Origin of the sequence: Corallococcus sp. NCSPR001 (assembly GCF_017309135.1) — a bacterium.
Classification (GTDB): Bacteria; Myxococcota; Myxococcia; order Myxococcales; family Myxococcaceae; genus Corallococcus.
The window spans coordinates 7793586-7820281 of sequence record NZ_JAFIMS010000002.1 but is presented as its reverse complement, the minus strand read 5'-3'; the positions used below and the strand labels follow the sequence as shown (position 1 = coordinate 7820281).

The window sequence follows — 26696 nt, the reverse complement described above, 5'->3', positions numbered from 1 at the left end:
TTAGCGCACCGGAGTCGCGACTCAACATGGCCAAGTCGATGGTGGAGCGTTACGAGCAGCTCCTCCGGCAGGACCCGACCTCTTCCGTCTTCGTGGAGCTGGCGAAGGCGCTGCTGGAGAAGGGAGACGCGCAGCGCACCATCGAGGTGTGCACGCAGGGCATCTCCCACCACCCCACCTCCGTCGTGGGACGGGTGCTGTGGGGCAAGGCGCTCATCCAGCTGGGGCGGCCCGCGGAGGCGATGGAGCAGTTCGACCAGGCCATCGCCATCGAGCGGGACAACCCGTACGCCTACAACCTCATTGGCGACGTGCTGTTGCAGCGCGGGCTGTACCGCTCCGCGCTGCCGATCTTGCGCAAGGCCGTGGCGCTGCAGCCCAACAACGGGCGCGTGAAGCAGTGGTTGGACCAGGCCCAGCAGGCGCTGTCCGGTGGACCGGCGCCCATCTTCGAGGACCTGGGCGTCCTGGCGACCCCCTCGGCCGCGCCGGAAGAGGACGCGCCGGAACCGCCGGCTCCGGAAGCGGCCCCGTCCGCGTTCGAGGCGCGTGCCGCCGCGGCGGCGGGACTGGAGCCGCGCCGCGCTGCCCGGACGGAGACGCCGGCGGGCGGGACGGATGCGCAGGCGGCCTCCAGGGTCGCCTCCGTCGAGGCGCACGGTGGGCCCACGGCCCCCACCGGAACGCCGGTGCCGGAGGACGCGCGGGGCCCCGTGGATGCGGGTGATCAGGATCTCGGTGCGCCACGGGATGGCGCGAATCCGATGGAGGCTGCGTCCGGTAGCCCGTCGGATCCGGGGCAGGAGCCGGGTTCGGGCCGGGGACGTGCGGCGTCGGGCGAGGGAGCGGATCCGGCGAGCGAAGGGGCTTTGGCCTCGGGCCAGGAGCCCGGTACGGACGCCCCCGCGGATCCGGTGGCCGCCGCGCCGTCGGATCCGGAGCAGGGTTTAGAGGTTCCTCCCGCTCCCGCGCAGGCGGCGGATCCGGGGGCCACCGGCCGTGGGCGCAAGTCCGGGATGCTGGCGGATCTCCCGGACGCTCCTCCGGCGGATGAACCCTCCGCGTCGCAGGGCGGCGGATTGCTCGGAGACCTTCCTCCTCCGGAGGCGGTGCGGGCTCGCCCGGCCGCGCCGGTGACGCCGGCTCCCGTCGCTTCGGCTTCGGGTGGCAAGCGCTCGCTGCTGGACGACATCCCGGACGCGACGGAGCTCGCGGCGGCCGCGGCGCGCAACAAGGCGGCGGCGAACGCGAAGGACACGGAGGCACTCGCGGCGAAGTACGAGCGCGAGATGCACGAGAAGATCGCCAAGGAGCGGGCGAAGCAGTCCCTCCTGGAGCGCTATGGCGCGAAGACCGTGGCGCTCTTCGTGGCCCTCATCTTCCTGGGCGCGAGCGCGGGCTTCTTCATCCTCTACCGCTCCCGTCAGGGCGGCCAGACGCTGTCGGAGACGCTGGAGCTCGCGAAGCGCGCCGTGGCGCAGGACACCGGCGCGTCGCTGGATGAAGCGCTCCGCCAGCTCGAACGCGCGCGAGACATGGACGAGGCGAGCCCCGCCGCGTGGGCGCTCACGGGCTACGCGCACGCGCTGCGCTACCTGGACCACGGCGCCAACGCGGAGGACCGCCGGCTCGCGCTGGAGGCGCTGGAGAAGCCGGGCGTGAAGGACGGCTTCAACGGCCTGGTGCTGGCCACCAACGCGCTCGTCGCCGACGACCGGGCCCGCGAGTCCGCGCACCGCGCGCTGCTCGCCTCGCAGGACGACGTGACGGAGGTGCACGCGCTCGCGGGCAGCCTGCTCATCGCCGCCAAGGACGAGAAGAAGGCCCTGGACCGCTTCGACCGCGCGCTCAAGGCGTCGCCGGGCAACGTCCGCGCGCTGGTGGCGCTGGGCAACTACTACCTCGCCTCCGAGGACTTCGCGCAGGCGCTGGAGATGTTCAAGCGCGCGCGAGACGTCTCCAAGGAGCACGCCGCCGCCCGCATCGGGATGGCGGAGAGCCGGCTCGCGCTGGAGCAGGACCTGGACGCGGCGCTGGCGGACGTGGCGCCGCTCGCGCAGGACGCGAAGGTGCCCCCCGCGCTCCAGCCCCGTCAGCAGCTGGTGCACGGCGAAATCCTGTCCGCGCTGGGCAAGTACGACGAGGCGCGCACCCTGCTCTCCAAGGGCACGCAGGGGCCGCTGGCCATGGACTTCCAGCTGGCGCTCGGGGCCGCGGGCCGCGCGGCGGGCAAGCTGGAGGCCGCGCAGCAGGCCTATGAGGCCGCGCTGAAGCTGCAGCCCAAGAGCGAGACCGCGAAGGAGGGCCTGGGGCGCACGCTGCTGGACCGCGACCGCGAAAAGGAGGCCCTGCAGCGGCTGGAGGCCGACGGAGGCCGCAAGGTGTCGCTGGTGCGGGGCGCGGCGTACGCGCGGCTCGGGGACTGGAAGCGCGCGCGCGCGGAGCTGGGCAAGACGCGCGTGAACGACCGCTATCCGCCGGAGGCCGTCGTGTGGCTCGCGCTGGCGGACGCGCACGAGGGCAACGGCGCCCAGGCGCGCGAGGTGCTGGAGAAGGCGCTGGCCAAGAAGCCCCGCGCGGACCTGCGCGTGGCGCTGGGACAGGTGTACTGGCGCGAGCGCGCGCTCGACAAGGCGCAGAACCAGTTCGACGAGGCGATGAAGGACCCGCGCGACTACGAGGGCGCGTGCTCGCTGGGGCGGCTGCTCCTGTCGCGCGGCCTGCCGGACATGGCGCTCAAGCCGCTGACGCAGGCGGTGGAGCGCAACGGCGCGCACGGCGAGGCCCGCGACGCCCTGGGCCGCACGCTCCTGGCGCTGGGCCGCACCCCGGAGGCGCTGAAGCAGTTCGAGGCGTGGCAGCTGGACAACCCGGGCAGCGCGGCCGCGCAGAAGGGCTTCGCGCTGGCGCTGTACCAGTCCGGCCGCCGCAAGGAGGCGGAAGGGGCGTCTGGCCGCGCGGTGAAGCTGGCGCCGGACGACGCGGAGGGGCAGCGGCTGCGCGCGGCGCTCCTGTTCGCCAACGGCGACGCGAAGGGCGGCTTCTCCGCGCTGGAGCGCGCCAACAAGCTGGACTCCAAGGACCCGGACACCTTCTGCGAAATCGCCCAGGCGTTCCTGCGCCAGGGGCAGGTGGAGAGCGCGGACGCGGCCTTCGCGGCGGCGCGGCGGGAAGGACCGGACGCCACGTGCGGCCGCGTGGGCGAGCTGTACACGCAGCTGCCGGGCGGTGGCCGTGGCGCGGCGCGCACGCTGCAGGACCTGGCCGACAAGGCGCCCACCGTCTGGGACAAGGCCTTCGCCCAGGTGACGCTGGCGCGCGTGCTGCTGGGCGCCGGGGCCGTGAAGGAGGCCCGCGCGGCGGCGGACGAGGCCGTGCGGCTTGCCCCGTACAACGGGCGTGCGTACCTGGCCCTGGGCCTGGTGGCCTTCAAGCAGCGCCAGGAGGCCCCCGCGCGCGAGGCGCTGGCCAAGGCCGTGGAGCTGGAGCCCACGGACGGCCTGGCGCACCTGGCGCTGGCGGACGTGCTGGTGCGCGAGTCGGCGGAGCTGCCCCGGGCGGTGGAGGCCTACGAGGCCTTCCTGAAGCTCGCCGGGGGCGCGCCGGAGGCGAACCGGGTGAAGAAGGCCCTTCCGCTCCTCAAGCGCCGGGCGTCGCGCTAGCGTGGTCGACGTGAGCGACCCGCGGCCCCCGTCCTCCCCCCTGCTGAAGGTCATGTGGGGCAACGCCTTCCTGCTGTCGGTGCTCTACCTGCTGACGGGCATCGTCGTGGAGTCCATCCGGCGGCGCTACCACGCCCCCTTCTTCGAGCGCCTCTCCATGGCGCTCGACTCGCTGCCGGCGCGGGCGCTGGAGCTGGTGCGCGCCATGGAGCCGCTGCGCGAGGCGTACTTCACCGGCCGCATCAGCGACCTGGGCGTGCGCGTCGTCTTCGGCCTCGTCACCGTGGCCGTCATCTTCCTGCTCGCCCTGGTGGTGGGCGCCCTCATGGCCGTGGTGCGCTGGGCGCTGCTGCGCGCCACGCGCGGCGGCGGTGAAGGCCCCCCGCCCGGCAACGGCTAGCGGCGCGACTTCGCCTTGCGGATGCGCGGGGCCACGGGCGCGGCCTGCGGCTCATGGCCCGCCGCGCGCGCCATGAGGCAGATCTCCACCACCTTGGGGCCGAAGCGCTCCCAGCGGCTCTCCCCGGTGCCCTTCACCGCGAGGAAGGACTCCCGGTCCACCGGCAGCGCGGCGGACAGCCCCAGCAGCGTCGCGTCGTTGAAGATGATGAAGGGCGCGACGCCCAGGTCCTTCGCCAGGTCCTTGCGCCAGCGGCGCAGCTCCATGGAGGCCAGCTCGCTGTACTCCATCACCGGCGCCCCGGACGCGGCCGGCGCGGAGCGCGAAGCCGAACCGGACGGCTTGGGCATCATGCTGCCCGCGCACCGGTCGCACTTGCCGCACACCGCCGCCGCGTCCGCCTGCCCGAAGTAGCGCAGGATGAACGCGCGCCGGCACTTCGGCGTGTACGCGTAGTCCGCCATCCGCTTGAGCATCAGCCGGTTGAGCCGCTCCTGCTCGCGCACCCGGGACAGGTCCACCGAGAGCTCGCGGAACGGGACGCGCTCCAGCGCGCGGATGGAGCGCCCCGCGAACGGCCGGCGCACCCGCACCGCGCCCGACTTCTCCAGGAGGCCCAGCGCGTGCCGGACGTCGTCCTCCGTCAGCCCCGTGCGCCGCGCGAGGATGGGCAACTCCGTGGTGGCCTGCCGCCCTACGGGGAAGGTCTCCAGCAGTGACCGCAGGAGCCGCTGGGACTCCGCCGCGTGCGGCTGCGCGCTGGCGGCCTTGTCCGTCAGCGTGATTCCGTACTCGCCCTCACCCCGGCCGCCGCGCTCCAGCTTGCCCTCGCGCTCGAAAATCTTGAGGGCGGCGGAGACCTCGAACTCACTGGCGCCCACCATGCCCGCGAGCGCGTGCACGCCCCGGTCGAACTCCTCCACGGCCTGCAGCTGCGCCCAGATGTCCGACAGCACGGACTCGGACGGGTGGCTGCCTTCGATGAGGCGCTCCTGCGTGTACACGTCCGCGTGGTTGAACAGGAGCACCGCCGTGGCGGGGTTGCCGTCGCGGCCCGCGCGGCCAATCTCCTGGTAGTACGCCTCCACCGCCCGGGGGATGTTGGCGTGCGCGACGAAGCGGATGTCCGGCTTGTCGATGCCCATGCCGAAGGCGTTGGTGGCCACCGCCACCGCCTCCTTCGCGGACATGAAGTCGTCCTGCGCTCGGCGGCGGGCGTCGTCCTCCATGCCCGCGTGGTACAGCACCGCGTTCACCTTGCGCGTAACGAGCGCGGAGTGCATCCCTTCCGCCGCCTTGCGCGTGGAGCAGTAGATGATGCCGCTGCCGCCCTTCGCCGCCAGGCCCGCGCACGCGTCCCGGCGCTCCTCGTCCCCGCTGACGTTCACCACGTCCAGGAAGAGGTTGGGCCGGTCGAACCCCTGGGCGAACACCGCCGGGTCCTTCATCAGGAGCACCCGGACGATGTCCTCGCGCACCTCCGGCGTCGCCGTGGCGGTGAGCGCCACCGTGCGCGGGGGCCGCAGCCGCTTGCGCACCTGTCCCAGCAGCGCGTAGTCCGGCCGGAAGTCGTGGCCCCACTGGGAGATGCAGTGCGCCTCGTCCACGGCGAGCAGCTCCACGCCCAGATTGGCCACCAGCTCCAGGAAGCTCGTGCTGCGGAAGCGCTCCGGCGCCACGTAGAGCAGCTTGTATTCGCGGGCGCGCAGCTTGCGCAGGCGCTCCGCCCGCTCCACGTCCGACAGGGACGAGTTGATGTACGTGGCCGCGATGCCCTTCGCGGCGAGCTGCTCCACCTGGTCCTTCATCAGCGCGATGAGCGGTGACACCACCAGCGTGATGCCCGGCAACAGCAGCGCCGGGAGCTGGTAGCACAGGCTCTTGCCCGCGCCCGTGGGCATCACCACCACGGTGTTGCGGCCGCTGAGGACGGAGCTGATGACGGGCGCCTGGCCAGGGCGGAACTCCGACAGGCCGAAGTGCCGCACCAGTCCCTGCTGGGCATCTTCGAGGAAGGGCAGGGACTCCGTCATCGCGCGCATGTTCATCATCCTGGATGGGCCGTCAACGCCAATCCCCTCCGTGTGCACCGGCGCCTCCTCCTCACAGCTCGAGCCCCGGAGGAAGGGGAACCGCCAACGCGGCCCGTTTCAACGCCACCTCGCGCCGCAGCGCCTGCGTCCGCTCCGGGTCCAGGCGGCCGTCCACGAGCACGTCCCCCTCGCGCGCGCCCGGTGGCAGCCGCCAGCGCTCCACCGTGCACGCCTGCCCGCCGTCGGTCCGCACCACCTGGGCCCGCGTCTCCTCCAGCACCTCCACCCGCACGGGGCTCGTCCCCAGCCCCAGCAGCACGCACGCCGCCATCACCAGTCCCCTCCCGAGACGCACTTGCGCCGCCCCTCCCGCTCACTGTCCGGCAGGATGCCCCGCTCCAGCATGGACACGAACGCGCCGTCCCCCACGACGACGTGGTCCAACACCTTCACGCCCAGGATGCCCGCGCCCCGCGCCAGGTGCTCCGTGAGCCCCACGTCCTGGACGCTGGGCTCCGGGTCTCCGGACGGGTGGTTGTGCGCGAACACGATGGCCGTGGCCCGCGAGGCGAGCACCGCGGCGAACACCTCCCGCGGATCCACCGGGCACGCGCTCAGCGTCCCCTCCGCCACCCGCGCGTCGTGCACCAGCACGTTGCGCGGGTTGAAGCACAGCACGTGGAACACCTCGCGCCTCAGCGCGCCCAGCGTGGGCGCCAGGTACGCGTGCACCTCCTTCGGATTTCGCAGCCGGGGCCGCTTCTCCGCGGAGCGCTGCGCGCGCCGTCCCAATTCCAGCGCCGCCAGCAGCCGGGACGTGCGGGCCGGCCCCACGCCCCGCCGCGCGCACAGGACGCGCGGATCCTCCTGCACCAGCGCCTTGAGCCCGCCTTTCGCCACGCCGTCCGCCGCGTCCCCCAGCCCCTCCGTCCACAGGAGCCCCAACAGCTCCAGGTCGGTGAGGGCCTCCGCGCCCAGCCGGAAGAGGCGCTCGCGCGCATCCCCCAGTCCCGCGCCGCGCGCCCTCACCGACCTGCCACCCGTGGCTTCCCCTTCGCCCGGCTCCACCCACGCCTCTCCACCTTGTTCCATCCCGCCTCCGTCCACGCGACGGCGGGCTTGAGCAAGGCATGTGCCCTTCAGGGCCCACTCCGGGACGCCAGGGCAGGGCCCGTCCAGCGGCGCGTGAAGAGGCCCGGCGGCGGGACGGACAGCGATGCTCCACTCGCACTCCCGGCGTGCGAGGAGCCAAGAAGCGCGCGGCTGGCGGCTAGAAGCGGGAGATGGCGAAGAAGGCCTTGATCTTGTCGTTCGTCTCGCGGAGCCGCTCGCTCAGCGTGCGGACGAACGTCCCTGGAGGCATGTCCGGGCCGCGGAACAGGAAGTCCCCGGCCGTGTAGGTCCGGGCTTGGGCGGTCCGAGCGACCTTGGCGAGCTGGCCCTGGGTCAATCCCTCGAAGAGCGCAACCTTCTTGAGGACAGCGGCATCCATGGGGTCCAGGTTCGTATCATGGCCAGGAAGGCGGCGTCTGTTACCGTCCGGGCCCGTCAACGTATGAGCGCAGGAGGCGCCGTGTCGCAGGACAAGATCCAGAAGGTCACCATCATCGGCTCGGGACCGGCGGGCTACACCGCCGCCATCTACGCGGCGCGCGCCAACCTGGAGCCCGTGGTGTTCGCCGGCGGCCCCACCCTGGAGCACCCGCAGCGCGTCCCGGGCGGCCAGCTCATGGTCACCACCGACGTGGAGAACTACCCCGGCTTCCCGGAGGCCATCACCGGCCCGGAGCTGATGGAGCGCTTCCAGAAGCAGGCGGAGCGCTTTGGCACCGTCATCCACATGGAGAACGTCACCAAGGTGGACTTCTCCAAGCGGCCCTTCCTCCTGGAGAGCGAGAGCGGCATCCAGGTGCGCTCGGAGACGGTCATCATCTCCACGGGCGCCACGGCCAAGTGGCTGAACGTCAAGGGCGAGGACACCTACAAGAACCGCGGCGTGTCCGCGTGCGCCACCTGTGACGGCGCCTTCTTCAAGAAGCAGGACGTGCTGGTGGTGGGCGGCGGCGACACGGCCATGGAAGAGGCCACGTACCTGGCGAAGATCGTCAACCACGTCACGCTCATCCACCGCCGCGACTCGCTGCGCGCGTCCAAGGTGATGCAGGAGCGCGCGCTCAACAACCCGAAGATCTCCTTCATGTGGGACTCCGCGGTGGAGGAGGTGGTGGGCGACGGCAAGGGGATGACGGGCGCCGTCGTGCGCAACCTCAAGACGGGCGACAGCAAGCTCGTCAACGCGCACGGCCTGTTCGTGGCCATTGGCCACACGCCGAACACGGAGCTGTTCCAGGGCATCCTGGAGACGCACCAGGGCGGCTACCTGAAGACGATTCCGGGCAGCACGCGCACCAACATCGAGGGCGTCTTCGCCTGCGGCGACGTGCAGGACAGCTACTACCGCCAGGCCATCACCGCGGCGGGTACGGGCTGCATGGCCGCCATCGACGCGGAGCGCTGGCTCATCGAGCACGGCGAGTAGTCACTTCCTCCCTTCCGTCCCGAGCGAGACGACACGCGCATGAAGACGAAGCAGAAGACGGTGGCGGTGCACGCGGGCTCCCGGCTCACCGGGAGCAAGGCCGTGCCCGTCATGCCGCCCATCTTCCCGGCGGCGGTGAACTGGTTCGACAGCAGCGACGATTTGTCCGACGCGCTGGACGGAAAGGACTACGCCTACGCCCGCATCAGCGCGCCCAACGCGGCGCTGCTGGAGGAGGCGGTGGCGGCGCTGGAGGGCGCGGAGGCCTGCGTCGCCTACGCCAGCGGCATGGCCGCGCTGCGCTCGCTGTTCGACGCGCAGCCGTGGAAGGCCGGGGACGTGCTGGTGATGCCCACGGACGGCTACGGCGTCACGCGGGCGCTCTACAAGAACCTGTGCGCCCGCTGGGGCGTGGAGCTCAAGCCCCTGGACGTGACGTCCCCGGACGCGCCCGCGCGCATCCGCGAGTGGCGCCCGCGCCTGGTGCTGGCGGAGAGCATCTCCAACCCGCTGTTGCGCGTGCCCGACATCCGCGCGCTCGCGCAGGCCTGCAAGGACGCGGGCGCGGTGTTCGCGGTGGACGCGACGTTCCCGTCGCCCTTCGGCCAGCGCGCGCTGGAACTGGGCGCGGACTACGCGGTGCAGTCCACCAGCAAGTGGCTCAACGGCCACAGCGACGCGCTGGGCGGCACGGTGAGCGGCTCCAGGGCGCGCATCGACCCGCTGCGCTCGGCGCGCATCCTGTCCGGTGACGTGCTGGGCCCCTTCGAGGCGTGGCTCACGCTGCGCGGCCTGCGCACGCTGCCCGTCCGCATGAAGGCCCACAACGAGCACGCCGCCCACGTGGCGAAGCGGCTCTCGGACTCGCCGCTCCTGGAGCGGGTCATCTACCCGGGCCTGTCTTCCCACCCGGACCACGCGGTGGCGGCGCGGGTGCTGGAGGGCGGCTTCGGCCCCATGGTGGCGTTCGAAATCAAGGGCGCGGGGCAGAAGGAGGGGGACCGGTTCCTGGAGGCGCTTCGCGTGGCGAAGCCCGGCCCGTCCCTGGGAGACGTGGGCACGCTGGTGATGCACGCGGCCAGTGCCAGCGCGCGCCGGATGACGCCCGAGGAGCGCGCCCAGGCGGGCATCCGCGACAGCCTCATCCGCGTGTCCGTGGGGCTGGAAGACCCGGACGACGTGGCGGACGACCTGCTCGCCGCGGTGGCGAAGGGGGCGGGCCGGTGAAGATGGTGGACGTCGGCGACAAGCCGAAGACGGACCGCGTGGCGGTGGCCACCGCGCGGCTGCGCATGCTGCCCGCGACGCGCGAGCGCATCCTCGCGGGTCGGATTGAGAAGGGGGATGTGCTCGCGGCGGCGCGGCTCGCCGGCATCATGGCCGCCAAGCGCACCCCGGACTTCGTGCCCCTGTGCCACCCCATCGCGCTCGCGGGCGTGGACGTGACGCTCACGCCCGTGGACGAAGGTCTGGAGGTCCGCGTGCGGGTGAAGACGGTGGACCGCACGGGCGTGGAGATGGAGGCGCTCACGGCCGCGTGCGCGGCGGCGCTCACCGTCTATGACATGTGCAAGAGCGTGGACCGCGGCATGGTCATCGAAGCGGTGCAGCTGGACCACAAGTCCGGCGGGCGCTCCGGCACCTGGGAGCGCGAGCCCGCCTAACGCTTCGCTTCCGCGCGCAGCCGCTCCATCAGGAAGGCCACCACCGCCAGCGAGTGCGTGATGTGGCCTTCCAAGATGAGCCGGGGCAGGTCCGCTCGCGGGTACAGCTCCACGGCGATGTCCTCGCCCTCATCCAGGTCGCCGTCGCTCACGCGCTCGCAGTCCAGCGCCAGGTACGAGTGGCAGCGGTTGGTCTGGAAGGCCGGGTTGGGGTGCACGACGCCCAGCGGCTCCAGCCTCCCGGCGCGGTAGCCCGTCTCCTCTTCCAATTCGCGCGCGGCGGCCGTGGCCGGGTCCTCGCCCGGGTCGATGACGCCGCCGGGCGCCTCCAGCGTCGCCGCCTCGATGCCGCAGCGGAACTGGCGCACCATCACCAGCTCGTCCTGCTTCGTCACCGCGACGACGGTCACCCAGTCCGCGCACTCCATGTGCACGCGGGGGTGCTCCCGGTTCGTGCGCGGATCCGCCACCACGTCCTCGCGCACCTTCACCACCGTGAAGTCGTGCACGAGCCCCCGGCGCAGACGCCGCCAGGGCTGGATGGGGGACTTGGGCGACTCGGGCGCGGACGACATGCGGCGGGGTTCCTTTCTCTTTCAGTTGAGCAGCTCGGCGCGCTCGCGCAGCTCCCGGGCGGACAGCTCCAGGCGATCGCGGTCCGGCGCGTCCGGGGACAGCTCCAGGCAGCGCTCCACGTCCTTGAGCGCCGCGCGGAAGGCGCCCAGCGTGGTGAGCAGCGACGCGCGCGTGCGCAGCTCGCCCGGGTGGTCCGGGGCCAGGAGCAGCAGCAGGTCCACCACCGCCAGTCCCTGCTGGCTGTCGTCGCGCCCCAGGTACACGCGGCGCAGGTTGGACAGCATGCGGTACGCGATGAGCTCCACCGGCGCGGGCGCGAGCATGGCGCGGTCGAACTTGAGCTGCGGCGCCACGCGCTTGAGCAGCTCCTCGCAGCCGTGCTCCGTGAGGATGTCGCCGTGGTGGAAGGGGTCCATCACCAGCTTGTGGTCGCCCGCGTCGCACGCCACCAGGAAGTGGCCGGGGAAGGGGACGCCGTACAGCGGGATGCCCGCGCGGCGCGCCACCTCCAGGTAGAGCACCGACAGCGTGATGGGCAGCCCCACCTTCCGCTCCAGCACGCGGTCCAGGAAGCTGTTGTCCGGCGAGTGGTAGTCGTCCTCGTTGCCTCGGAAGCCCTCGATGTCCGCGAGCACGTGACGCAGGGCGCGCAGGGAGGCCAGGGCCTCGCCCTTCTCGCGCAGGCGCTCCGCCTCCACCTGCACCCGCGCGGCGAGCGCGTCCAGCGTCTGGAGACACGCCGGAGCATCCAGGTCCTCACGGCCCAACGTCGCGATGGCGAGTGCCGCCAGGTCCAGCCGCGGTGGATCCGCGGCCAGGGAAGACACCAGCCGCTCGCGCGCCAGCGGAGGGCCGAAACCAGAGGGAAAGCTCACGGTGCGCACCAGTAACCCACGGATGCTCCTCACGGCAAAAGCAGGCAGGCGAGCGTCATGCGCCCGGCGGTGCCGCGGGCAGCCGGCCCTTGATTTCCGCACGCAGGGCCATCTGGGCTGAAATCAGTCCCGCGAGGATGCCGTCCTCGAACTCGAAGGTCGGGTGCTCCTTCAGCTCCGGGAAGTCATGCGGGTTGCGCAGCTCCTCCGGCCCGATGTTGGGCACCGCCTCGCGCGCCAGCTTGAGCACCTTCGCCTGCTGCTGGGCAATCATCCGCTCGTAGAGGGGGGAGGCCAGGGCCAGGAACTCGTTCGCCGTCTCTTCCGTCATGGTGTGTGTGCCTCTAGCCTCACTCTTGGGCGATGTCCCACTTCATCCGCCGGTAGGTGTAACGGAAGGACTCGGCGTTCGCTTCGACGGCGTCCCCGGGGCCCTCCCGCCCGTCCAGGAAGGCGACGAAGTCGAACTGGCGGCCGGGCTGGCCGTACTCGGCGTCGAACACGCGCACGATTTCATTCGCCGGCAGCGTCCTGCGCCCCGCCACGCTCACCAGGGGGATGTCCAGGCCCTTCATGTCCTTCGACGGGGCGTAGGACTTCCACACCAGCTCCGTGCACACCAGCGACTGGTCGGAGAAGAAGTCGAAGTTGAAGTCGTACGGCCGGCCCTGGAAGGTGAAGGCGCGCAGGATGGCGCGGGCCTTGTCCAGCTGGGACAGCCGGGGCCGCAGCACGCCCAGGTAGTCCACGTGCATGCCGTGCTCCACGCCGGTGAAGCTCACGCCCTCGCTGATGGACTCGATGATGCGCAGCGGGTCCCCGTGCGCGTCCTTGCCGGTGTACTCGGCCCACTTGGCGGGGAAGGCCTTCGCCAGGTGGGCGGTGAACGTCTCCGGGTGGCCGGGCAGGGTGGCCACCCAGGCCTTCACCTCCGGGTCCGCGTCGAACGTCTGGGACAGCTCCCGCGCGGTGCCCACGTAGAGCTCCGCGTGCGGCCAGAAGCCTGGCAGCCCGATGTTGGACAGAAACCAGTTCTGCCGCGCGACCATCACGTCGCCCGGGGCCATGCGCGGCAGGAGCGCCAGCACCTGCTCCCGGGAGATGAGTGGCCTGCCGGAGCGGTGCACGCGCGTGTCGCCCATCCACTCCGCCACCGTCTTCTGCACCGGGAACACCGCGCGGGCGGTGGTGTCCTGGGTGAGGTCCGCGGCGGCCTTGGCGAAGAGCACCGGGCCGCGCTTCAGGAGGCGCGAGCGGGCCGCCTTGCTGTCCTGCCGCATGGTCTGGAAGAGCGCGGGGACGCCCGGCTCGTCGAGCACGCCGGACTTCGCCAGCACCGGGTGCAGCGTGGCGCGGTAGCCGTCGCCCGTGAAGAGCTGCGTGCTGGTGCCCACGTGGACGACCTTCTCCTTGAAGCGGCTGAAGGCGCGCGAGGGCAGGCCGTACTCGGGGCCGGGCTCATCCAGCAGAACCTTCAGCTGGTCCTGTCCCCCGGTGAGGTCCGCGAAGGCCATGCCCTGCGCCAGCTCCGACGCGAGCGCGGCGTGGGTGAGCAGGAAGCCCCAGGCGTGCTTCTTCGGCTGGGTGAGGGCGGGCACCTTGAGGAAGTCCCAGTAGCGCTGGCGCACCACCTCCGTGGAGACGAAGCAGTCGAAGAAGGCGGCCCAGGTGGACACCAGGAGCTGCTTCTCGTCCGGGGTGTACGGCACGTCCTTGCCGCGCTGGTACAGCGCCTTGGAGCGGAAGGCCTGCTCGCGCAGCCGGCGCAGCCCCTCGGTCCCCTGGCGCAGCGTCTCCAGGTCGCGGCGGGCCTGGGCGGCGAAGGCGGCGTCGTCCAGCGCGTAGACGTCGCGTGGCGCCTGCTCGGCGGCGGGAGCGGGGGACGGCGGGGCGGCGGGGGGGCTGGCGAACGTGAGCCAGGCGGCGAGCAGGGAGGCTGCGGACATCAGGGAGGACACTCCGGCGGGCGTTGGCGCGCAGGGACTCTACCCCGAAGCGGACGCAGGGAAGTCGGCCGGTCCCCTGCTTGCCCGGCGTCTTGGGAGGTGGCGCGCGGCAGGGTGGCCCGGGGCGGGCGTCATCCCCACGTTGAGGCGTGGATGGCCGTCCGGGCACTGGACGCTCCGGGCGCAAGAAAGGTGGAAGACACGATGGCTTACGGAAAGGCGGAGGATCCCTCGCGCTCCATCACCCCGCACCTGGATGGGGTGGAGTACCCGGCGACGCGCGAGGAACTCGTCGAGGCCGCCGCGGACAACGAGGCCCCGGTCGACATCATCAACATCCTCAAGTCCCTGCCACAGACGGAGTACATGCTGCGTGAGCACGTGCTGCGCGACCTGGCGGAGGCTGAGCGCCGCTTCGGGATGAACGGCCTGAAGGACGACGATGGCGTGGACCGCGACCGGCGCAACATCGGACGCGACCGCATCGAGGGTGCCTCCGAGGGCGAGACGCGCCACCCCTAGTGTCGCCCGGGCGCTGACACTTCACGCAACGACGCTGCAAGACGCTCGCGGGCGCCCTGGCTTTCTGCCAGCGTTCGCGAGCGCATGCGTAAGGGCCTCTCGTGGAGCTGTTTGCTGCTGTCGCTGGCCGCCGGGTGCACGTCCCGGTATCCGCCGCTCAACCCCGCGCCGGGGCTGCCGCCGCCGGTGCGTCTGGACTTCAAGCCCCCCGTGGATCGTCTCCTCACCGAATCCGTGCGCGCCACCCGCGCCCTCCAGCGCGAGGGCCAGCCGGAAGTGCGCGACGAGGCGGCCTTCACCACCGAGACGCGCTTCACCCCGTCCGACGGCGGCTGGCGCGTGGCGCAAGTCGTGCGCACGCCGCGCCAGGTGCATGACGGGCACGACGTGCCGTCCCTGTCCGGCGCCGTGCTGGAGCGCTTCACGCTGCGCATGCAGCTGGCGGCGGACGGCACCTTCGTGAAGCTGGTGGGGCCGGAGGCCGCGCAGGAGGCGCTGCGGCAGGTGGCGCCCGAGGGCACCGGCGTGCCGGAGCTGGAGCGCTTCTTCAGCCCGGAGGCGCTGGAGATCCGCACGCGCCGCGAGTGGGAGGCGAAGTACGCGGGGCTGCTCCAGCGCAACCTGGTGGAGGGGCAGCGCACCTGGGCGGTGGACTCCGTGGACGTGAACGGCGAGGAGCGCGTCTTCCTGCTGGAGCGCACGGTGCAGGGCACGCGGGTCACGACGTTCGGCGACGCGGTGGTGCTGACGCTGAGGTGCCTGGACGCGCTGCCCGTACACGCCCCGGCGGAGCTCAAGGCCGCGTGGGCGGAGGCCGGCTCGCCCGAGCTGTTGAAGGGCGTGACGTGTGAAGGCGAGCAGGTGGTGGCGTGGGCCCGGTTCATCCCGGTGCGCCGCGTGCTGAAGGTGAAGGCGGTGGGGGCGGGCGGCACGCTGACGCTCACCACCGAGTCCCAGGCGGAAGCGCTCCAGGAGGAAGGGCCATGAGCCACGACGAGTACCTCATCGAGACCGAAGCGGGTGTGAAGCACGTGGTGCAGGAAGCCCGGCGGGTGGCCGTGCTGGGCATCAAGACGGAGGACCACTCCGCCCAGCCCGCGTACTACGTGCCGGAGTACCTGGCGAAGGCGGGCGTGGACGTGGTGCCGGTGCCCGTCTACTACCCGGACGCGAAGGTGATTCTTGGCAAGCCGGTGTACCGCAAGCTGGTGGACATCCCGGGCGACATCGACCTGGTGGACGTGTTCCGCAGGCCCGGTGACATCGACCAGCACGTGGACGACATCATCGCGAAGAAGCCCAAGGCGGTGTGGTTCCAGTCCGGCATCCGCAACGACGCCGCGGCGAAGAAGCTGGCCGCCGCCGGCATCCGCGTGGTGCAGGACCGCTGCCTGATGGTGGACCACCGCCGCTACAGCGGGCGCTGACCCGGGCCAGGAAAAGACAACGGCCCCCCGCGCCCGAAGGCACGGAGGGCCGCGTGGCCGCGCGTGGAGGTCGCGGCGGCCGTTGTCAGGCTTTCAGTAGTTGCCGGAGATGACCTTGGGCAGGGCCTTCGCCAGGTCCGGCAGCGGGCCAATCTGCCGGCTGTCGGAGGCCTGCGCCGTGCCGTTGTTGCGCAAGAGGCCGCGCATCTGCACGGACGTCAGCAGCCGGCCGTTGGCCTTCGCCACGCCCTGCGCGCTGACCGCGGCGCCCACGACGATGGGGGACGCGCTGGAGGTGCCGCTGAAGGTGGACGTGTAGTACTGGTCCTCGCCGTAGCCGCTGCCGAAGCGGTCGCCGTAGCCGGTGGTGACGACCTTCTCACCCCAGGCGTGCACGTTCACGCGCTGGCCATAGTTGGTCCAGCACATGGGCACGCGCGTGGTGGAGGTGCTGGCGCCCACCAGGATGGCGCCCGAGTCGCGCGTGGCCGGGTTGAACCGCCCGCCGTAGGCCGCCGCGTCCAGGTTCGCGCTGCCGTTGCCCGCCGCCTCCACCACGACGACGCCGTTGGCGGTGGCGTTGCGGATGGCGTCGTAGTTGTCCTGCCAGTACTCCATCGCGATGTAGTTGCACTGGGACGTGTTGCACGTGCAGGCCGTGCCGTCCGAGGGCCCGCCCGCGTGCAGCTCGATGAGGATGACGCCGCCCGCGCCCGCCGCCGCCGCCGCGTTGGTGATGGCGCTCGCGGCGCTCTGCGCGCCAATGGCCTCCACGCCCGGCGACGCCGCGCTGGCGATGCCCGTCACGCCGTAGCTGTTGTTCGCGCCCACGATTTCACCCAGCACCGCGGTGCCGTGATTGCGCCAGCCCAGGTCGTTGTACTGCGTGCCGCCAATGCGGAAGAACGTGGGGAAGTCCTCGTGGGACGTGCGCCAGCCACCCTCGATGTCCACGATCTTCACGTTGGTGCCCCGGCCGCCCGTCTGCGTCCACGCGTAGGTCGCGTTGATGCCGGAGGGCGCCGCGCCCAGGTAGCCCTGGGCGGACTGGTACGCGGGCGTGGTGGGCGGCAGGTCCGCCGCGGACAAGAGCGCGCGCAGCCCCGCCTCCATGGCGAAGTTCACCATCGCCGGCTCCGGGGGCGGCGCCGCATAGGCCGTCTCCACGCTGCCCACGCGGTTGAGCGCCGCCACCAGGTCCGCCACGGTGTCCGCGGTGGTGCCGGGCAGCAGCGGAACTTCGAAGTACAGGTTCAGGTCCGCCAGTTGCTCGCCGCTCGCGCGCTCACCGGACGCCTTGCTCGCGTCCAGCGTGGCCTCCTCCGCCTGGAACACCCGGTCCAGCGCCCCGATGCGCGGCGCGCGATCCAACAGCGCCACCACCTCCGCCAGGTCCGCCTCCACGCGCGCGGCGTCCAGGCGCAGGCCGGACAGCAGCGCTCGCTCGTCCGCGCTGCGCTCCGAGGACAGGGCGCGCAGCGCGTTGTCGCGCAGGCGCACGTGGCTGCCCTCGTGGAACTTCACCACCAGCCGCTCCACGAACGTCCCCGCGGGCAGCTCACGCCCCGTGGGCTTCGCGAGGAGCGCGCGCGGCGCCAGCGAGGGGGCGGCGCCAGCAGCGGGGGCCAACGCCAGCAGGGACACAGCCATGACCGCGCCACGCAGGCGGAGCGGGGACAGCGTCGACTTCAGCATGGACTTCCTCCGGGATGGACAACATCCCCACCATGCCACGCCGGTCTGTCATTCAAATCAGGCTATTCTGTTATTTCTATCCTGTTGGTTTATTCGGCCCTCGTTGAAACAGGCGGGCGTGCAAGCGGGCCCAGGAGGCTCTGGTCAGGTGCTCTGCTCGAACGGCACCGGGGGCCGGGCCAGGGCGCGCTCGGCGGACAGCCGGGCCTGATCCAACGCATCGAAGCCGCGCTCCAGCGTGGCCGGCGTCACCGGCGGCAGGTTGGAGACGACGACGTAGACGGGCACGTTGCGCGTCTGGAGCACGGTGAGCTGGAGGCGGAAGTGGTCGCGCCTCAGGGCGGCGGACCCGGCGGCCAGCCCCTGCGGATAGGCCATGGGGCCGCCCACCACCTTGCGCGTCCGGCTGGGCAGGTAGTGCACGAGGATGGCGTCCAGGTCCTTGCCAATGGCGCTCTCCTGGAGCGACAGCGCGGGCGCCTTGTCCACCAGGCCGCCGTCCCAGAACAGCTGGCCGTCCAGCGGCACCGCGCGGAAGAGGCCGGGGTACGCGCAGGTGGCGTGGACGCGCGGGGCCAGCTCCCCGGTGGTGAACGCCTGGTGCGTGCCGTGGGTGAGGTTGGCCACGGTGAGCAGCAGCGGGTGCGGCAGGTCCTCGAAGGTGGACACCGGCAGCGTGTCCTCCAAGAGGCGCCGGAAGCGCTCGCCCTTGAGCAGGCCCGTGAAGCCGTGCCCCTGGGACGCCACGTTCAGCACCGCGCCAATGGGGTCCGGGTCCCAGAAGTTGGCCCGCGTCTGGCGCAGCACCAGCTCCTCCAACTGCGGCATGGGCATGCCCGCCGCCGCGTACGCCGCCACCATCCCGCCCGCGGACGTGCCCGCGTAGGCGTGGGGCTTCAGGCCGGAGGCGTGCAGCCCCTTCAGGAAACCCGCATGGCCGTAGAACCCGAAGTAGCCCGCGGAGAGGACCAGTCCGAACCGCTTGCCTTCGAGCAGGGAGTGGAGCGTGGAGGAGGGAGCCATTTCGGATTTTTACGGGATGGGTGTGCCTCAAGGCAACGCAATGCGTTGGCGGGGCCATTGTGCCCGTGTCAGAGCATCGATATATGTTGATGGCTCGATATGGACGTCCTCTCCCAATCCTTCCGTGTCCTGGGGGACACGACCCGGCTGCGCATCCTGCGGTTGGTGGCCCAGGCGCCGCTGAACGTGACGGAGCTCGTGTCGCTGGTGGGGGTGGCCCAGTCGTCGGTGTCGCATCACCTGTCGAAGCTGAAGGGGCTGGGGCTCATCCGCGAGGAGCGGCAGGCGGGCTTCACCTACTACTCGCTGGCGCTGGAGTCGGATGACTCGCGCTGGCCGCTCGTCCGGCTGGCGCGCGAGGCGGAGGACGCGGCGGGGGACTCCGCGCGGCTCAACGATTTGCTGCGCGCGCGGGAGGACCGGCAGGCGCTCAACGAGCGGCTGCTGGAGCCCGGCCAGTCGTGGTTCCTCTGGGCGGGGGCGCTGGCGTCGCTGTTGCCGCCGCTGGACGTGGCGGACTTTGGCTGCGGCACGGGCGTGTTCAGCCGGGCCATGGCGCGGTGGGCTCGGCACGTGTGGGCCATTGACCAGAGCGAGGACGCGCTGTCCCAGGCGCGCACCCTGGCCCAGCGTGACGCGCTCACCAACATCACGTTCCTGCGCGAGGACCTGCACCGGCTGTCGCTCAAGGGCGCGTGCATGGACCTGGTGGTGATTTCGCAGAGCCTGCACCACGTGGAGGCGCCCGCCGCGGTGGTGTCGGAAGCCGCACGCCTGCTCAAGCCCGGCGGACGGCTGGTGGTGCTGGAGCTGATGCCGCACGAAGAGAAGTGGGTGCTGGAGCGGCTGGGGCACCGTCACATGGGCTTTTCGCCCGAAGTCCTGGAAGCGGCCCTTCGCGAGGCCGGTTTCACGTCGTTCACCCGCGAGACGCACGCGCGCGACGGGGCCAGTCCCTTCCGCGTCTTCCTGCTGACCGGAGTCAAACCGTCATGACGAGCCACATCGCCCAACCCCTGCCGCTTCCTCCCGGGGAGCACGGCCAGCGCGTGGAGGCGCTCCAGGCCGCGATGCGCGAGCGCATCCTGGTGCTGGATGGCGCCATGGGCACGCTCCTGCAGGGGCACCACCTGGTGGCGGCGGACTTCGGCGGCGCGGAGTACGAGGGCTGCAACGAGCACCTGGTCCTCACCCGCCCGGACGTCATCGAGGGCATCCACGCGAAGTACTTCGCCGCGGGCGCGGACGTGACGGAGACGGACAGCTTCGGCGGCACGCCGGTGGTGCTGGCGGAGTTCGAGCTGGGCCACAAGGCGATGGAGATCAACATCGCCGCGTCCCGCCTGGCGCTCAACGCCGCCAAGGCCGCGGAGGCGAGGGACGGCCGGATGCGCTGGGTGGCGGGCTCCATTGGCCCCACCACCAAGGCCATCAGCGTCACGGGCGGCATCACCTTCGAGGAGCTGGTGGACAACTTCGCCGTGCAGGCCGAAGGGCTCGCGGTGGGCGGCTCCGACTACCTGCTGGTGGAGACGGCGCAGGACACGCGCAACGTGAAGGCGGCGCTCCTGGGCATCGACCGGGCCTTCAGGAAGCTGGGCTGGAAGTTGCCGGTGGCGGTGTCCGGCACCATCGAGCCCATGGGCACGATGCTCGCGGGCCAGTCCGTGGAGAGCCTGGCCACGTCGCTGGAGCACACGGACCTGCTGTACCTGGGGCTCAACTGCGCCACGGGTCCGGACTTCATGACGGACCACATCCGCTCGCTGTCCTCCATGAGCCCGTTCCCGGTGTCGTGCGTGCCCAACGCGGGCCTGCCGGACGAGAACGGCCAGTACCTGGAGTCGCCGGAGATGATTGCCCGGTCGCTGCGGCGCTTCTGTGACAGCGGTTGGATCAACGTGGTGGGCGGCTGTTGCGGCACGCACGCGGGCCACATCGAGGCGCTCGCCGCCGCGGTGAAGGGGCTCAAGCCGCGCACGGAGGTGCCCAAGCCGCGCTCGTCGCTGTCCGGCGTGGACTACCTGGAGGTGACGGACGAGCAGCGCCCCATCATCGTGGGCGAGCGCACCAACGTCATCGGCAGCAAGAAGTTCAAGGAGCTCATCGTCGCGGGCGCGTTCGACGACGCGTCGGAGATTGCCCGCGCCCAGGTGCGGCGCGCGGCGCAGGTCATCGACATCTGCCTGGCGAACCCGGACCGGGATGAGCTGGAGGACATGCGCCACTTCCTGGAGGTCGTGGTCAAGAAGGTGCGCGTGCCGCTGATGATCGACTCGACGGACGAGAAGGTCATCGCCATGGCGCTCACGTACTGCCAGGGCAAGGCCATCATCAACTCCGTCAACCTGGAGGACGGCGAGGAGCGCTTCGAGAAGGTCGTCCCGCTGGCGAAGGCGTTCGGCGCGGCGCTGGTGGTGGGCTGCATCGACGAGGTCGGCATGGCCGTCACGCGCGACCGCAAGCTCGCCGTGGCCGAGCGCAGCTACGAACTGCTCACCCAGAAGTACGGCATGCGCCCGGAGGACCTCTACTTCGACCCGCTCGTGTTCCCCTGCGCCTCCGGTGACGCGCAGTACACCGGCAGCGGCGTGGAGACGATTGAAGGCGTGCGGCTGATCAAACAGCGCTTCCCCCAGTGCCGCACGGTGCTGGGCATCAGCAACGTGTCCTTCGGCCTGCCCACCGCGGGCCGCGAGGTGCTCAACTCCGTGTTCCTGTACCACTGCGTGCAGGCGGGCCTGGACATGGCGCTCGTCAACTCGGAGAAGCTGGAGCGCTACCCGTCGCTGCCGGAAGAGGAGCGCAAGCTCTCCGAGGACCTCATCTACAACCGGGGCACGGACCCCGTGACGCCCTTCGCGGCGCACTTCCGCGAGCGCAAGCCCGCGAGAGCGCAGGTGAGCAGCCTGCCGCTGAACGAGCGGCTCCAGCGCTACATCATCGAGGGCACGCGCGACGGCCTCACCGCGGACCTGGACCTGGCGATGAACGAGATGGCGCCGCTGGACATCATCAACGGGCCGCTGATGAAGGGCATGGACGAGGTGGGCCGGCTCTTCGGCGCCAACGAGCTCATCGTCGCGGAGGTGCTCCAGAGCGCGGAGTCCATGAAGGCGGCGGTGAGCCACCTGGAGCCGCACATGAGCCAGACCCAGGCGGCGTCGCGCGGGAAGATCGTGCTCGCGACGGTGAAGGGGGACGTGCACGACATCGGCAAGAACCTGGTGGAGATCATCCTCGCCAACAATGGCTTCCAGGTGGTGAACCTGGGCATCAAGGTCCCGCCCGAGCAACTGGTGCTCGCGGTGAAGGAGCACCGGCCGGACATCCTGGGCCTGTCGGGCCTGCTGGTGAAGAGCGCGCACCAGATGGTGGCCACCGCGGAGGACCTGAAGCGCGCGGGCGTGGAGACGCCCATCCTGGTGGGCGGCGCCGCGCTCAGCCGCAACTTCGTGGACCGCAACATCGCCCCGGCCTACGGCGGCGGCACGGTGGCCTACGCGCAGGACGCGATGAACGGCCTGGAGCTGGCGAAGCAGATTGTGGAACCGGGCTCGCACGCGAAGCTGCGGGACGACCTGGCCGCGCGGCGGCTGAAGCTGGCGCAGGAGGCGAAGGACCGGCCCGCGCCCGCGGCCCCGGTGCGCCGCTCGCGCAGCACGGAGGTGCCGGTGCTGGACGTGGTGCCGCCCGCGCCGGACTTCGCGCGGCACGTGCTCACCAACACGCCGCTGGATCACATCTGGAAGTTCATCAACCCGGTGATGCTCTACGGCCGCCACCTGGGCCTGCGCACGTCGTCGCGCGCGCTGGGCACTCCGGCGGAAGCGGAGCTGGCGAAGACGGAGGAGGGCCGCAAGGCGCTGGCGCTGAAGGAGGCGGTGGAGGAGCTGAAGACGCTGCTCCGTGGCGGCGTGATGCATGCGCGCTCGGTGTTCCAGTTCTTCAAGGCGGCCAGCGACGGCGACCGCGTGCTGCTCTTCGACGGCACGACGGGAGAGCCGGTGACGTCCTTCGACTTCCCCCGGCAGGACAAGGACAACGGCCTGTGCCTGGCGGACTACGTGAGGCCGCTGGAGAACGGCAAGCCGGTGGACGCGCTCTCGCTGTTCGTCACCACCGCGGGCGCGGGCATCCGCGAGCTGTCGGAAGGGTTCAAGGCGAAGGGCGAGTTCCTCAAGATGCACGCGGTGCAGGCGCTGGCGCTGGAGACCGCGGAGGGCTACGCGGAGCTCCTGCACACGCAGCTGCGCAGCATGTGGGGCTTCCCGGACCGCGCGGACATGACGATGCTGGAGCGCTTCCGCGCGGAGTACACTGGCAAGCGCTACTCGTTCGGATACCCGGCGTGTCCGCGCCTGGAAGACCAGACGAAGCTGTTCGCCGCGCTCAAGCCGGAGGAGATCGGCGTGCAGCTCACCGACGGCTGCATGATGGAGCCCGAGGCGAGCGTGTCCGCCATCGTCTTCCACCACCCGGGTGCCACGTACTTCTCCGTGACGTGACCGGAGGAACACCGGGAAGAGGGCCGGTAAGGCGACTCTTCCCGGGGGATGCGTGAACGTCAGGCGCGCAGGTCGCGGAGGGCGTGGGAGAAGGCCCCGGCGGCGACGCCCAGGCCGGCGGCCTCCTTGCCGTGCTTCTTCCGGTCCTCGGTGTTCTTGGCCTTGTCGTCGTTCATCTTCTTGTGCGCCTCGTCGCGGGCCTTGCCCTCGTCGTGGATCGCCTTGTCCTCGTCCTTCTTGCCCTTGTCGGTGAGGGCATCCGCGGCCTTCTTGCCGAGGTCGGCCGCCTTCTTGCCCGTGTCGATGATGCCCATCAGCGACCACTGCTCCGCCAGCGCCGCCTGCACCGCCTGACGCAGCTCCTGCGCGCTGTGGCCCACTTCTGGCGCCGCCACCTGGCCCGCCTCCGCCAGCTGCGGCAGGTCCCGCGACGTGATGAGCCCCGCTTCGGTGTTGTGCTTAGACATGGTGTATCCCCCTGGTGATTCCGGCATTCCCGTAAGGCCAGAATTTTACAGCTTCATGATGCTAGCGGGGCTTCCAGCGAGCGCGCAAGGGCCTGGGCGATGGGAAGGCCCGTGTGCTGCTCGAACCACATGAAACCGGGGCAGGTATTGACCTCCAGGCATACCCAATCGCGCGGGTCGGCGGAGCCGCCGGGGGGCTCGATGAGGTCGATGCCCGAGAGGTGGAGGCCGAGCGCGGAGGACAGGCGCCGGCACGCGTCGGCCACGGGCTCCGGCAGGAGGGTGGCGCGCAGGTGCACCGGGTGGCCGGTCATGTCCGGGTGCCGGTAGTCCAGGGCCTGCGACTCCGCGCGGCAGGCGAAGACTTCACGCCCTCCCACGACGTGGACGCGCACGTTGGTGCCGCTGATGCGCTGCTGGAACTGGTGGGGCGGCGGAGGCCGTCCCGGCAGGAACGCGGCCCGGGTGTCATCCCAGGTGACCTGTTTCACGAGGGAGCGCTCGTCGCTGACGGACTTGATGACGGGGTCCCCCGTCAGGCCGCGGGCGAAGGGCTCCCACAGCCGCCAGTCACCGCCCGCCAGGGTGTCGGGCACGCTCAGGCCCGCGGCGAGGATGGCGGCGTACTGACAGGGCTTGCTGTTGTTGGACACCATCGCCGTGGGGCGGTTGGCCACCGGGCCGTGGAAGAGGTCCATGAGGGCGTTCGCATGGGCCCGCTCGGCGCGGACCTCCGGCGTCACGTGTTCGCGGACGCCCCCCGTGCCCAGGCGCGAAAAGATGCCGGAGATGTCCTCCAGGTCGACGCGCCAGGTGGGGAAGCACACCGCTCCGCGCAGCCTCCTCGCGGCGCGAGACCCCGGCGCCTGGTCCAGATCCAGATCCAGTCGCACCTGCGAGCCCAGGTGCCGCTGGTCCACGAAGAGGTACTCGCGCTGCGTGTCGGTGAGGTGCGCGAGGAAGAAGGACGTCACCAGCTCATCGACGGGACCCATCAACAAGATCACGGCCCGACCTCCTGGCCCGCGAACTGCGCGCGGACGAAGTGTTCCACCTGCTCCACGAGCCCGGGGTGCTCACCGGAGAGCAGCGACTCCAGGCCCTCCGGAACGAACGACAGTTGGAGCGCCGACCAGGCCGTGGGGGACGCGGAGGGCACCAGCAGGACCTCCAGGAACTCCGCGCCACAGCCGGCCGCGAGCCGCGCGAGGTCCGCGGCGAGGTCGGGCGGCGGCGCCACCCGGGTCCCGCCTCCGTCTTCGACGCTCCACAGGCTGACCTGCTGGCCCATCACCCACGCCATGTGCAGTTCCCCCGGCGCTGGCACCGTCCACCAGACCCGCGCATCGGTGGCCCCCGCCTCCTGGGGCCAGGGTTTCCACCGGCGGCCGTCCTCGGGGGGCGTCCCGACATGGAAGTGGGGCGGCGAGAGGACGCAGGCCCCCTCTCGTGCTGGCAGCTGTTGGGCGAGCAGCCGCCAGGAGGGCACCGTCCAGGGGAGGGAGAGCAGGCCCCTGCGGTTGAGGGTGCGCGCGGGGCAGGTGGTGTGGAAGCCCTCGCGCAGGGCTTCGCGTTCCGCGCGCAGGTAGTCCTCCTCCGGGGGCAGCGGCCCTTCGGAGAGACACCAGAACACGTCCTCGCGCTCCAGTTCCTCGGGGCCCTCGGGACCGAGCAGCCCCGCGCGGAACCGGCCGCCCTTCACCTCCACCCAGGGCGTCGTGGTGGCGCCCCAGGCGCTCACGGACACCTCCATGGTGCGGAGCCCCGCGCGCCGGGCCTCGGTGCGCAGGAGGTCGCGCAGGTGGGGAAACAGCTCCGCGCCGACGAGGACGAGCTTGGGCATGAGCCCGAAAGCCTCTCAGGAGAGCCGTCCGAGGAACAATCCCCCCATGCAAGTCCGGCCGCGTTTTCCCGGAAGGGATAGATTGCCCCGCATGCCTTCGCCCACCATCCGTCGCGCCGTCCAGCTCCTGCCCGCGTGTGCCACGACGGGCATTGGCAGCCTGCCGCACACCCAGGTGGAACTGGGTCTGCAGGCCGCGCTCGCCATGGACATCCCGTTCCTGCCGCAGCTGCCGGTGGGTCATCCCTCCGAGCTGATGATCCCCGCCGCGCTGGAGGGACTGCCGGGCCTGCGCTTCGACGAGGACGGCGTCTGCACGGTGGACGTGGACGTGTGGAGCGCGGGGCGCGAGGCCTTCGAGAAGCGGCTGGAGGCGGCGCTCGCCTCCGGGGACCTGGAGGCCTTCGAGCCCACCGCGGACGCGTGCCGCGCGTGGAAGCCGTTCCTCTGGGAGGTGGAGCACCGCAAGCTGGCCTTCGCGAAGGCGCAGCTGTCCGGCCCCTTCACGGTGCGCTCCGTGGTGCGCACCGCCACGGGCGAGCCGGTGCTCGCGGTGCCGGGCCTGGACGCGGCGCTGTACCGGCTGGTGATGGTGCGCGCGCTGGCCATGGTGCGGGCCCTCAAGCGCACGGGCACCACGCCCCTGTTCTACCTGGATGAGCCGGGCCTCTACGCCTACGTGCGGATGAACCCGCAGCACCTGTTGGCGCAGCAGGAGCTGCGGCTGCTGGTGGTGGCGTTGCAGCGCGAGGGCGCGCTCGTGGGCATCCACTGCTGCGGCAACACGGACTGGGGCGTGCTGCTGGACGCGCAGGCGGACCTGGTGTCGCTGGACGTGCGGCTGTCGCTGGACGCGATGCTGGAGGAGACGGACGCGCTCAAGCGCTTCCTGGACTCCGGCGCCACGCTGAGCCTGGGCGTCATCCCCACGGATCTGGCGTCCACGTATTCGGTGGAGGAGTTGTCGGACTCGGTGGAGGCGTCGTTGAAGGCCGCGCTGCCCAACGACATCGGCTTCTCACGCGCGCTGTCCACGGTGCTGCTGACGCCCGCGTGCGGGCTGGCGATGCGCTCGGTGATGGACGCCGAGCGCATCCTGGAGGAGCTGAAGCAGGCCCAGCGCCGGCTGAAGCGGGCGCTGGAGTCCGAGCGCCCGGCCCTCCAGGGACTTCCGCCCGCGCACTGAAGAGCGCGGGCGGCTGTCACGGCGGACTACTGACGGCCGAGCCGCAGCTCGCGCTCCGCCTGGTGCCAGTCCTGCTCGGGGTTGCCGTGCGTGCCGCCCCGGGCCTGGAAGATTTCGTAGGCGCGGCGGGCGATCTGCTCCTGCGTGGGCGCGGCGGTCCTGTTCGTGGACGCGCTCGCCGTGGCCACCGGCTTCTTGTCCTCGGTCCGCTCCGGCGCGGCCTTGAGGGCCGGGTTCGGTTGCGACTTCTGCGCGTTCTGACGGGCCATGGGGCTTCCTCCTGGAAAAGGCGACCTGAAGCTTCGGCCGCGCCCCTCTCTCGCGGAAGAG

General features: G+C 71.4%; 25 protein-coding genes. 11 read left to right on the top strand and 14 right to left on the bottom strand.

All coding sequences use genetic code 11. The features are described from left to right. Positions 1 to 26 precede the first annotated feature (26 nt). Both JYJ93_RS33255 and JYJ93_RS33250 read left to right on the top strand, forming a co-directional pair. Positions 27 to 3662, top strand: coding sequence for a tetratricopeptide repeat protein (locus tag JYJ93_RS33255; protein WP_206798560.1), 3636 nt, complete (start codon positions 27 to 29; stop codon positions 3660 to 3662). Between the two features lie 52 nt (positions 3663 to 3714). Then, positions 3715 to 4062, top strand: coding sequence for a hypothetical protein (locus JYJ93_RS33250; RefSeq protein WP_206800573.1), 348 nt, complete (start codon positions 3715 to 3717; stop codon positions 4060 to 4062). Here the strand turns inward: JYJ93_RS33250 and JYJ93_RS33245 are convergent. From JYJ93_RS33245 to JYJ93_RS33230, 4 genes are all read right to left on the bottom strand, one after another. After that, positions 4059 to 6113 carry an ATP-dependent DNA helicase RecQ gene (locus tag JYJ93_RS33245; protein ID WP_206798559.1) on the bottom strand — a complete coding sequence of 685 codons (2055 nt, stop codon included), beginning with the start codon at positions 6111 to 6113 and terminating at the stop codon, positions 4059 to 4061. The genes JYJ93_RS33250 and JYJ93_RS33245 overlap by 4 nt on opposite strands. Positions 6114 to 6165: 52 nt before the next feature. Then, entirely contained in the window at positions 6166 to 6426 is a 261-nt protein-coding gene (locus JYJ93_RS33240; protein WP_206798558.1) for a DUF3006 family protein, read from the bottom strand. Continuing rightward, the gene (gene radC / locus JYJ93_RS33235; protein ID WP_206798557.1) at positions 6426 to 7187 is read right to left on the bottom strand and encodes a DNA repair protein RadC; all 762 of its coding nucleotides are present in this window, start codon (positions 7185 to 7187) and stop codon (positions 6426 to 6428) included. Before radC ends, JYJ93_RS33240 begins: the two co-directional genes overlap by 1 nt. A 178-nt stretch (positions 7188 to 7365) precedes the next feature. Then, the gene (locus JYJ93_RS33230) at positions 7366 to 7587 is read right to left on the bottom strand and encodes a hypothetical protein (RefSeq protein WP_206798556.1); all 222 of its coding nucleotides are present in this window, start codon (positions 7585 to 7587) and stop codon (positions 7366 to 7368) included. An 81-nt stretch (positions 7588 to 7668) separates the two neighbouring features. Between JYJ93_RS33230 and trxB the strand changes: the two genes are divergently transcribed. From trxB to moaC, 3 genes are read left to right on the top strand one after another with little or no spacing between them, the layout of a single operon-like run. After that, on the top strand, positions 7669 to 8634 hold the full coding sequence (gene trxB / locus JYJ93_RS33225; RefSeq protein ID WP_120577034.1) for a thioredoxin-disulfide reductase: 966 nt from the start codon (positions 7669 to 7671) through the stop codon (positions 8632 to 8634). 39 nt (positions 8635 to 8673) lie between these two features. Further along, a complete protein-coding gene (locus JYJ93_RS33220; RefSeq protein WP_206798555.1) occupies positions 8674 to 9861 on the top strand; it encodes an aminotransferase class I/II-fold pyridoxal phosphate-dependent enzyme in 1188 nt (395 codons plus the stop codon). Then, positions 9858 to 10298 carry a cyclic pyranopterin monophosphate synthase MoaC gene (moaC, locus tag JYJ93_RS33215; protein WP_330166774.1) on the top strand — a complete coding sequence of 147 codons (441 nt, stop codon included), beginning with the start codon at positions 9858 to 9860 and terminating at the stop codon, positions 10296 to 10298. The genes JYJ93_RS33220 and moaC overlap by 4 nt, the downstream gene beginning before the upstream one ends. Here moaC and JYJ93_RS33210 read toward each other — a convergent pair. The 4 genes from JYJ93_RS33210 to JYJ93_RS33195 all read right to left on the bottom strand — a co-directional run bounded on the left by JYJ93_RS33210 (position 10295) and on the right by JYJ93_RS33195 (position 13695). Next, complete coding sequence (locus JYJ93_RS33210; RefSeq protein ID WP_206798554.1) at positions 10295 to 10873, bottom strand: NUDIX hydrolase; 579 nt, start codon at positions 10871 to 10873, stop codon at positions 10295 to 10297. The genes moaC and JYJ93_RS33210 overlap by 4 nt on opposite strands. Positions 10874 to 10894: 21 nt before the next feature. Next, positions 10895 to 11719, bottom strand: coding sequence for a transglutaminase-like domain-containing protein (locus tag JYJ93_RS33205; RefSeq protein ID WP_206800569.1), 825 nt, complete (start codon positions 11717 to 11719; stop codon positions 10895 to 10897). A gap of 85 nt (positions 11720 to 11804) precedes the next feature. Continuing rightward, entirely contained in the window at positions 11805 to 12080 is a 276-nt protein-coding gene (locus tag JYJ93_RS33200; protein ID WP_206798553.1) for a hypothetical protein, read from the bottom strand. Between the two features lie 19 nt (positions 12081 to 12099). Continuing rightward, positions 12100 to 13695: a YiiX/YebB-like N1pC/P60 family cysteine hydrolase gene (locus JYJ93_RS33195; RefSeq protein WP_206798552.1), complete on the bottom strand. Its 1596-nt coding sequence runs from the start codon at positions 13693 to 13695 to the stop codon at positions 12100 to 12102. Between the two features lie 204 nt (positions 13696 to 13899). On the opposite strand from JYJ93_RS33195, the gene JYJ93_RS33190 reads away from it, so the two are divergent. The 3 genes from JYJ93_RS33190 (at position 13900) to JYJ93_RS33180 (ending at position 15644) form a co-directional block, all read left to right on the top strand. Further along, the gene (locus JYJ93_RS33190) at positions 13900 to 14217 is read left to right on the top strand and encodes a DUF2795 domain-containing protein (protein WP_206798551.1); all 318 of its coding nucleotides are present in this window, start codon (positions 13900 to 13902) and stop codon (positions 14215 to 14217) included. Between the two features lie 84 nt (positions 14218 to 14301). Then, a complete protein-coding gene (locus tag JYJ93_RS33185) occupies positions 14302 to 15204 on the top strand; it encodes a hypothetical protein (RefSeq protein WP_206798550.1) in 903 nt (300 codons plus the stop codon). Further along, positions 15201 to 15644 carry a CoA-binding protein gene (locus JYJ93_RS33180; RefSeq protein ID WP_206798549.1) on the top strand — a complete coding sequence of 148 codons (444 nt, stop codon included), beginning with the start codon at positions 15201 to 15203 and terminating at the stop codon, positions 15642 to 15644. Before JYJ93_RS33185 ends, JYJ93_RS33180 begins: the two co-directional genes overlap by 4 nt. 93 nt (positions 15645 to 15737) lie before the next feature. Here the strand turns inward: JYJ93_RS33180 and JYJ93_RS33175 are convergent, their stop codons facing one another. Both JYJ93_RS33175 and JYJ93_RS33170 read right to left on the bottom strand, forming a co-directional pair. Beyond that, positions 15738 to 17339, bottom strand: a complete 1602-nt coding sequence (locus JYJ93_RS33175; protein WP_206798548.1) for a S8 family peptidase — start codon at positions 17337 to 17339, stop codon at positions 15738 to 15740. A 144-nt stretch (positions 17340 to 17483) separates the two neighbouring features. Continuing rightward, a complete protein-coding gene (locus JYJ93_RS33170) occupies positions 17484 to 18362 on the bottom strand; it encodes a patatin-like phospholipase family protein (protein ID WP_206798547.1) in 879 nt (292 codons plus the stop codon). Between the two features lie 99 nt (positions 18363 to 18461). On the opposite strand from JYJ93_RS33170, the gene JYJ93_RS33165 reads away from it, so the two are divergent. Together JYJ93_RS33165 and metH are read left to right on the top strand one after the other, a co-directional pair. Next, complete coding sequence (locus JYJ93_RS33165; protein WP_206798546.1) at positions 18462 to 19358, top strand: metalloregulator ArsR/SmtB family transcription factor; 897 nt, start codon at positions 18462 to 18464, stop codon at positions 19356 to 19358. Further along, positions 19355 to 22870: a methionine synthase gene (metH, locus tag JYJ93_RS33160; RefSeq protein ID WP_206798545.1), complete on the top strand. Its 3516-nt coding sequence runs from the start codon at positions 19355 to 19357 to the stop codon at positions 22868 to 22870. Before JYJ93_RS33165 ends, metH begins: the two co-directional genes overlap by 4 nt. A 59-nt stretch (positions 22871 to 22929) precedes the next feature. On the opposite strand, the gene JYJ93_RS33155 is transcribed toward metH, so the two are convergent. From JYJ93_RS33155 to JYJ93_RS33145, 3 genes are read right to left on the bottom strand one after another with little or no spacing between them, the layout of a single operon-like run. Further along, positions 22930 to 23337 carry a hypothetical protein gene (locus JYJ93_RS33155; protein WP_206798544.1) on the bottom strand — a complete coding sequence of 136 codons (408 nt, stop codon included), beginning with the start codon at positions 23335 to 23337 and terminating at the stop codon, positions 22930 to 22932. 53 nt (positions 23338 to 23390) lie between these two features. Beyond that, positions 23391 to 24344 carry a hypothetical protein gene (locus JYJ93_RS33150; protein WP_206798543.1) on the bottom strand — a complete coding sequence of 318 codons (954 nt, stop codon included), beginning with the start codon at positions 24342 to 24344 and terminating at the stop codon, positions 23391 to 23393. Further along, positions 24341 to 25180, bottom strand: coding sequence for a hypothetical protein (locus JYJ93_RS33145; RefSeq protein ID WP_206798542.1), 840 nt, complete (start codon positions 25178 to 25180; stop codon positions 24341 to 24343). Before JYJ93_RS33145 ends, JYJ93_RS33150 begins: the two co-directional genes overlap by 4 nt. Positions 25181 to 25271: 91 nt before the next feature. On the opposite strand from JYJ93_RS33145, the gene JYJ93_RS33140 reads away from it, so the two are divergent. Continuing rightward, entirely contained in the window at positions 25272 to 26366 is a 1095-nt protein-coding gene (locus JYJ93_RS33140; protein ID WP_206798541.1) for a hypothetical protein, read from the top strand. 26 nt (positions 26367 to 26392) lie between these two features. On the opposite strand, the gene JYJ93_RS33135 is transcribed toward JYJ93_RS33140, so the two are convergent. Further along, a complete protein-coding gene (locus JYJ93_RS33135; protein WP_206798540.1) occupies positions 26393 to 26635 on the bottom strand; it encodes a DUF2934 domain-containing protein in 243 nt (80 codons plus the stop codon). Between the last annotated feature and the right edge of the window lie 61 nt (positions 26636 to 26696).

Bases quoted from the DNA above. Each gene is read 5' to 3' on its own strand.
- JYJ93_RS33135 (WP_206798540.1), bottom strand. From the start codon at position 26,635: ATGGCCCGTCAGAACGCGCAGAAGTCGCAACCGAACCCGGCCCTCAAG.
- JYJ93_RS33255 (WP_206798560.1), top strand. From the start codon at position 27: ATGGCCAAGTCGATGGTGGAGCGTTACGAGCAGCTCCTCCGGCAGGAC.
- JYJ93_RS33190 (WP_206798551.1), top strand. From the start codon at position 13,900: ATGGCTTACGGAAAGGCGGAGGATCCCTCGCGCTCCATCACCCCGCAC.
- JYJ93_RS33170 (WP_206798547.1), bottom strand. From the start codon at position 18,362: ATGGCTCCCTCCTCCACGCTCCACTCCCTGCTCGAAGGCAAGCGGTTC.
- JYJ93_RS33220 (WP_206798555.1), top strand. From the start codon at position 8,674: ATGAAGACGAAGCAGAAGACGGTGGCGGTGCACGCGGGCTCCCGGCTC.
- JYJ93_RS33210 (WP_206798554.1), bottom strand. From the start codon at position 10,873: ATGTCGTCCGCGCCCGAGTCGCCCAAGTCCCCCATCCAGCCCTGGCGG.
- JYJ93_RS33180 (WP_206798549.1), top strand. From the start codon at position 15,201: ATGAGCCACGACGAGTACCTCATCGAGACCGAAGCGGGTGTGAAGCAC.
- JYJ93_RS33245 (WP_206798559.1), bottom strand. From the start codon at position 6,113: ATGATGAACATGCGCGCGATGACGGAGTCCCTGCCCTTCCTCGAAGAT.
- JYJ93_RS33240 (WP_206798558.1), bottom strand. From the start codon at position 6,426: ATGGCGGCGTGCGTGCTGCTGGGGCTGGGGACGAGCCCCGTGCGGGTG.
- JYJ93_RS33175 (WP_206798548.1), bottom strand. From the start codon at position 17,339: ATGCTGAAGTCGACGCTGTCCCCGCTCCGCCTGCGTGGCGCGGTCATG.
- JYJ93_RS33155 (WP_206798544.1), bottom strand. From the start codon at position 23,337: ATGTCTAAGCACAACACCGAAGCGGGGCTCATCACGTCGCGGGACCTG.
- radC (WP_206798557.1), bottom strand. From the start codon at position 7,187: ATGGAACAAGGTGGAGAGGCGTGGGTGGAGCCGGGCGAAGGGGAAGCC.
- JYJ93_RS33165 (WP_206798546.1), top strand. From the start codon at position 18,462: ATGGACGTCCTCTCCCAATCCTTCCGTGTCCTGGGGGACACGACCCGG.
- JYJ93_RS33185 (WP_206798550.1), top strand. From the start codon at position 14,302: ATGCGTAAGGGCCTCTCGTGGAGCTGTTTGCTGCTGTCGCTGGCCGCC.
- metH (WP_206798545.1), top strand. From the start codon at position 19,355: ATGACGAGCCACATCGCCCAACCCCTGCCGCTTCCTCCCGGGGAGCAC.
- JYJ93_RS33195 (WP_206798552.1), bottom strand. From the start codon at position 13,695: ATGTCCGCAGCCTCCCTGCTCGCCGCCTGGCTCACGTTCGCCAGCCCC.
- JYJ93_RS33145 (WP_206798542.1), bottom strand. From the start codon at position 25,180: ATGCCCAAGCTCGTCCTCGTCGGCGCGGAGCTGTTTCCCCACCTGCGC.
- JYJ93_RS33250 (WP_206800573.1), top strand. From the start codon at position 3,715: ATGTGGGGCAACGCCTTCCTGCTGTCGGTGCTCTACCTGCTGACGGGC.
- JYJ93_RS33200 (WP_206798553.1), bottom strand. From the start codon at position 12,080: ATGACGGAAGAGACGGCGAACGAGTTCCTGGCCCTGGCCTCCCCCCTC.
- JYJ93_RS33140 (WP_206798541.1), top strand. From the start codon at position 25,272: ATGCCTTCGCCCACCATCCGTCGCGCCGTCCAGCTCCTGCCCGCGTGT.
- JYJ93_RS33230 (WP_206798556.1), bottom strand. From the start codon at position 7,587: ATGGATGCCGCTGTCCTCAAGAAGGTTGCGCTCTTCGAGGGATTGACC.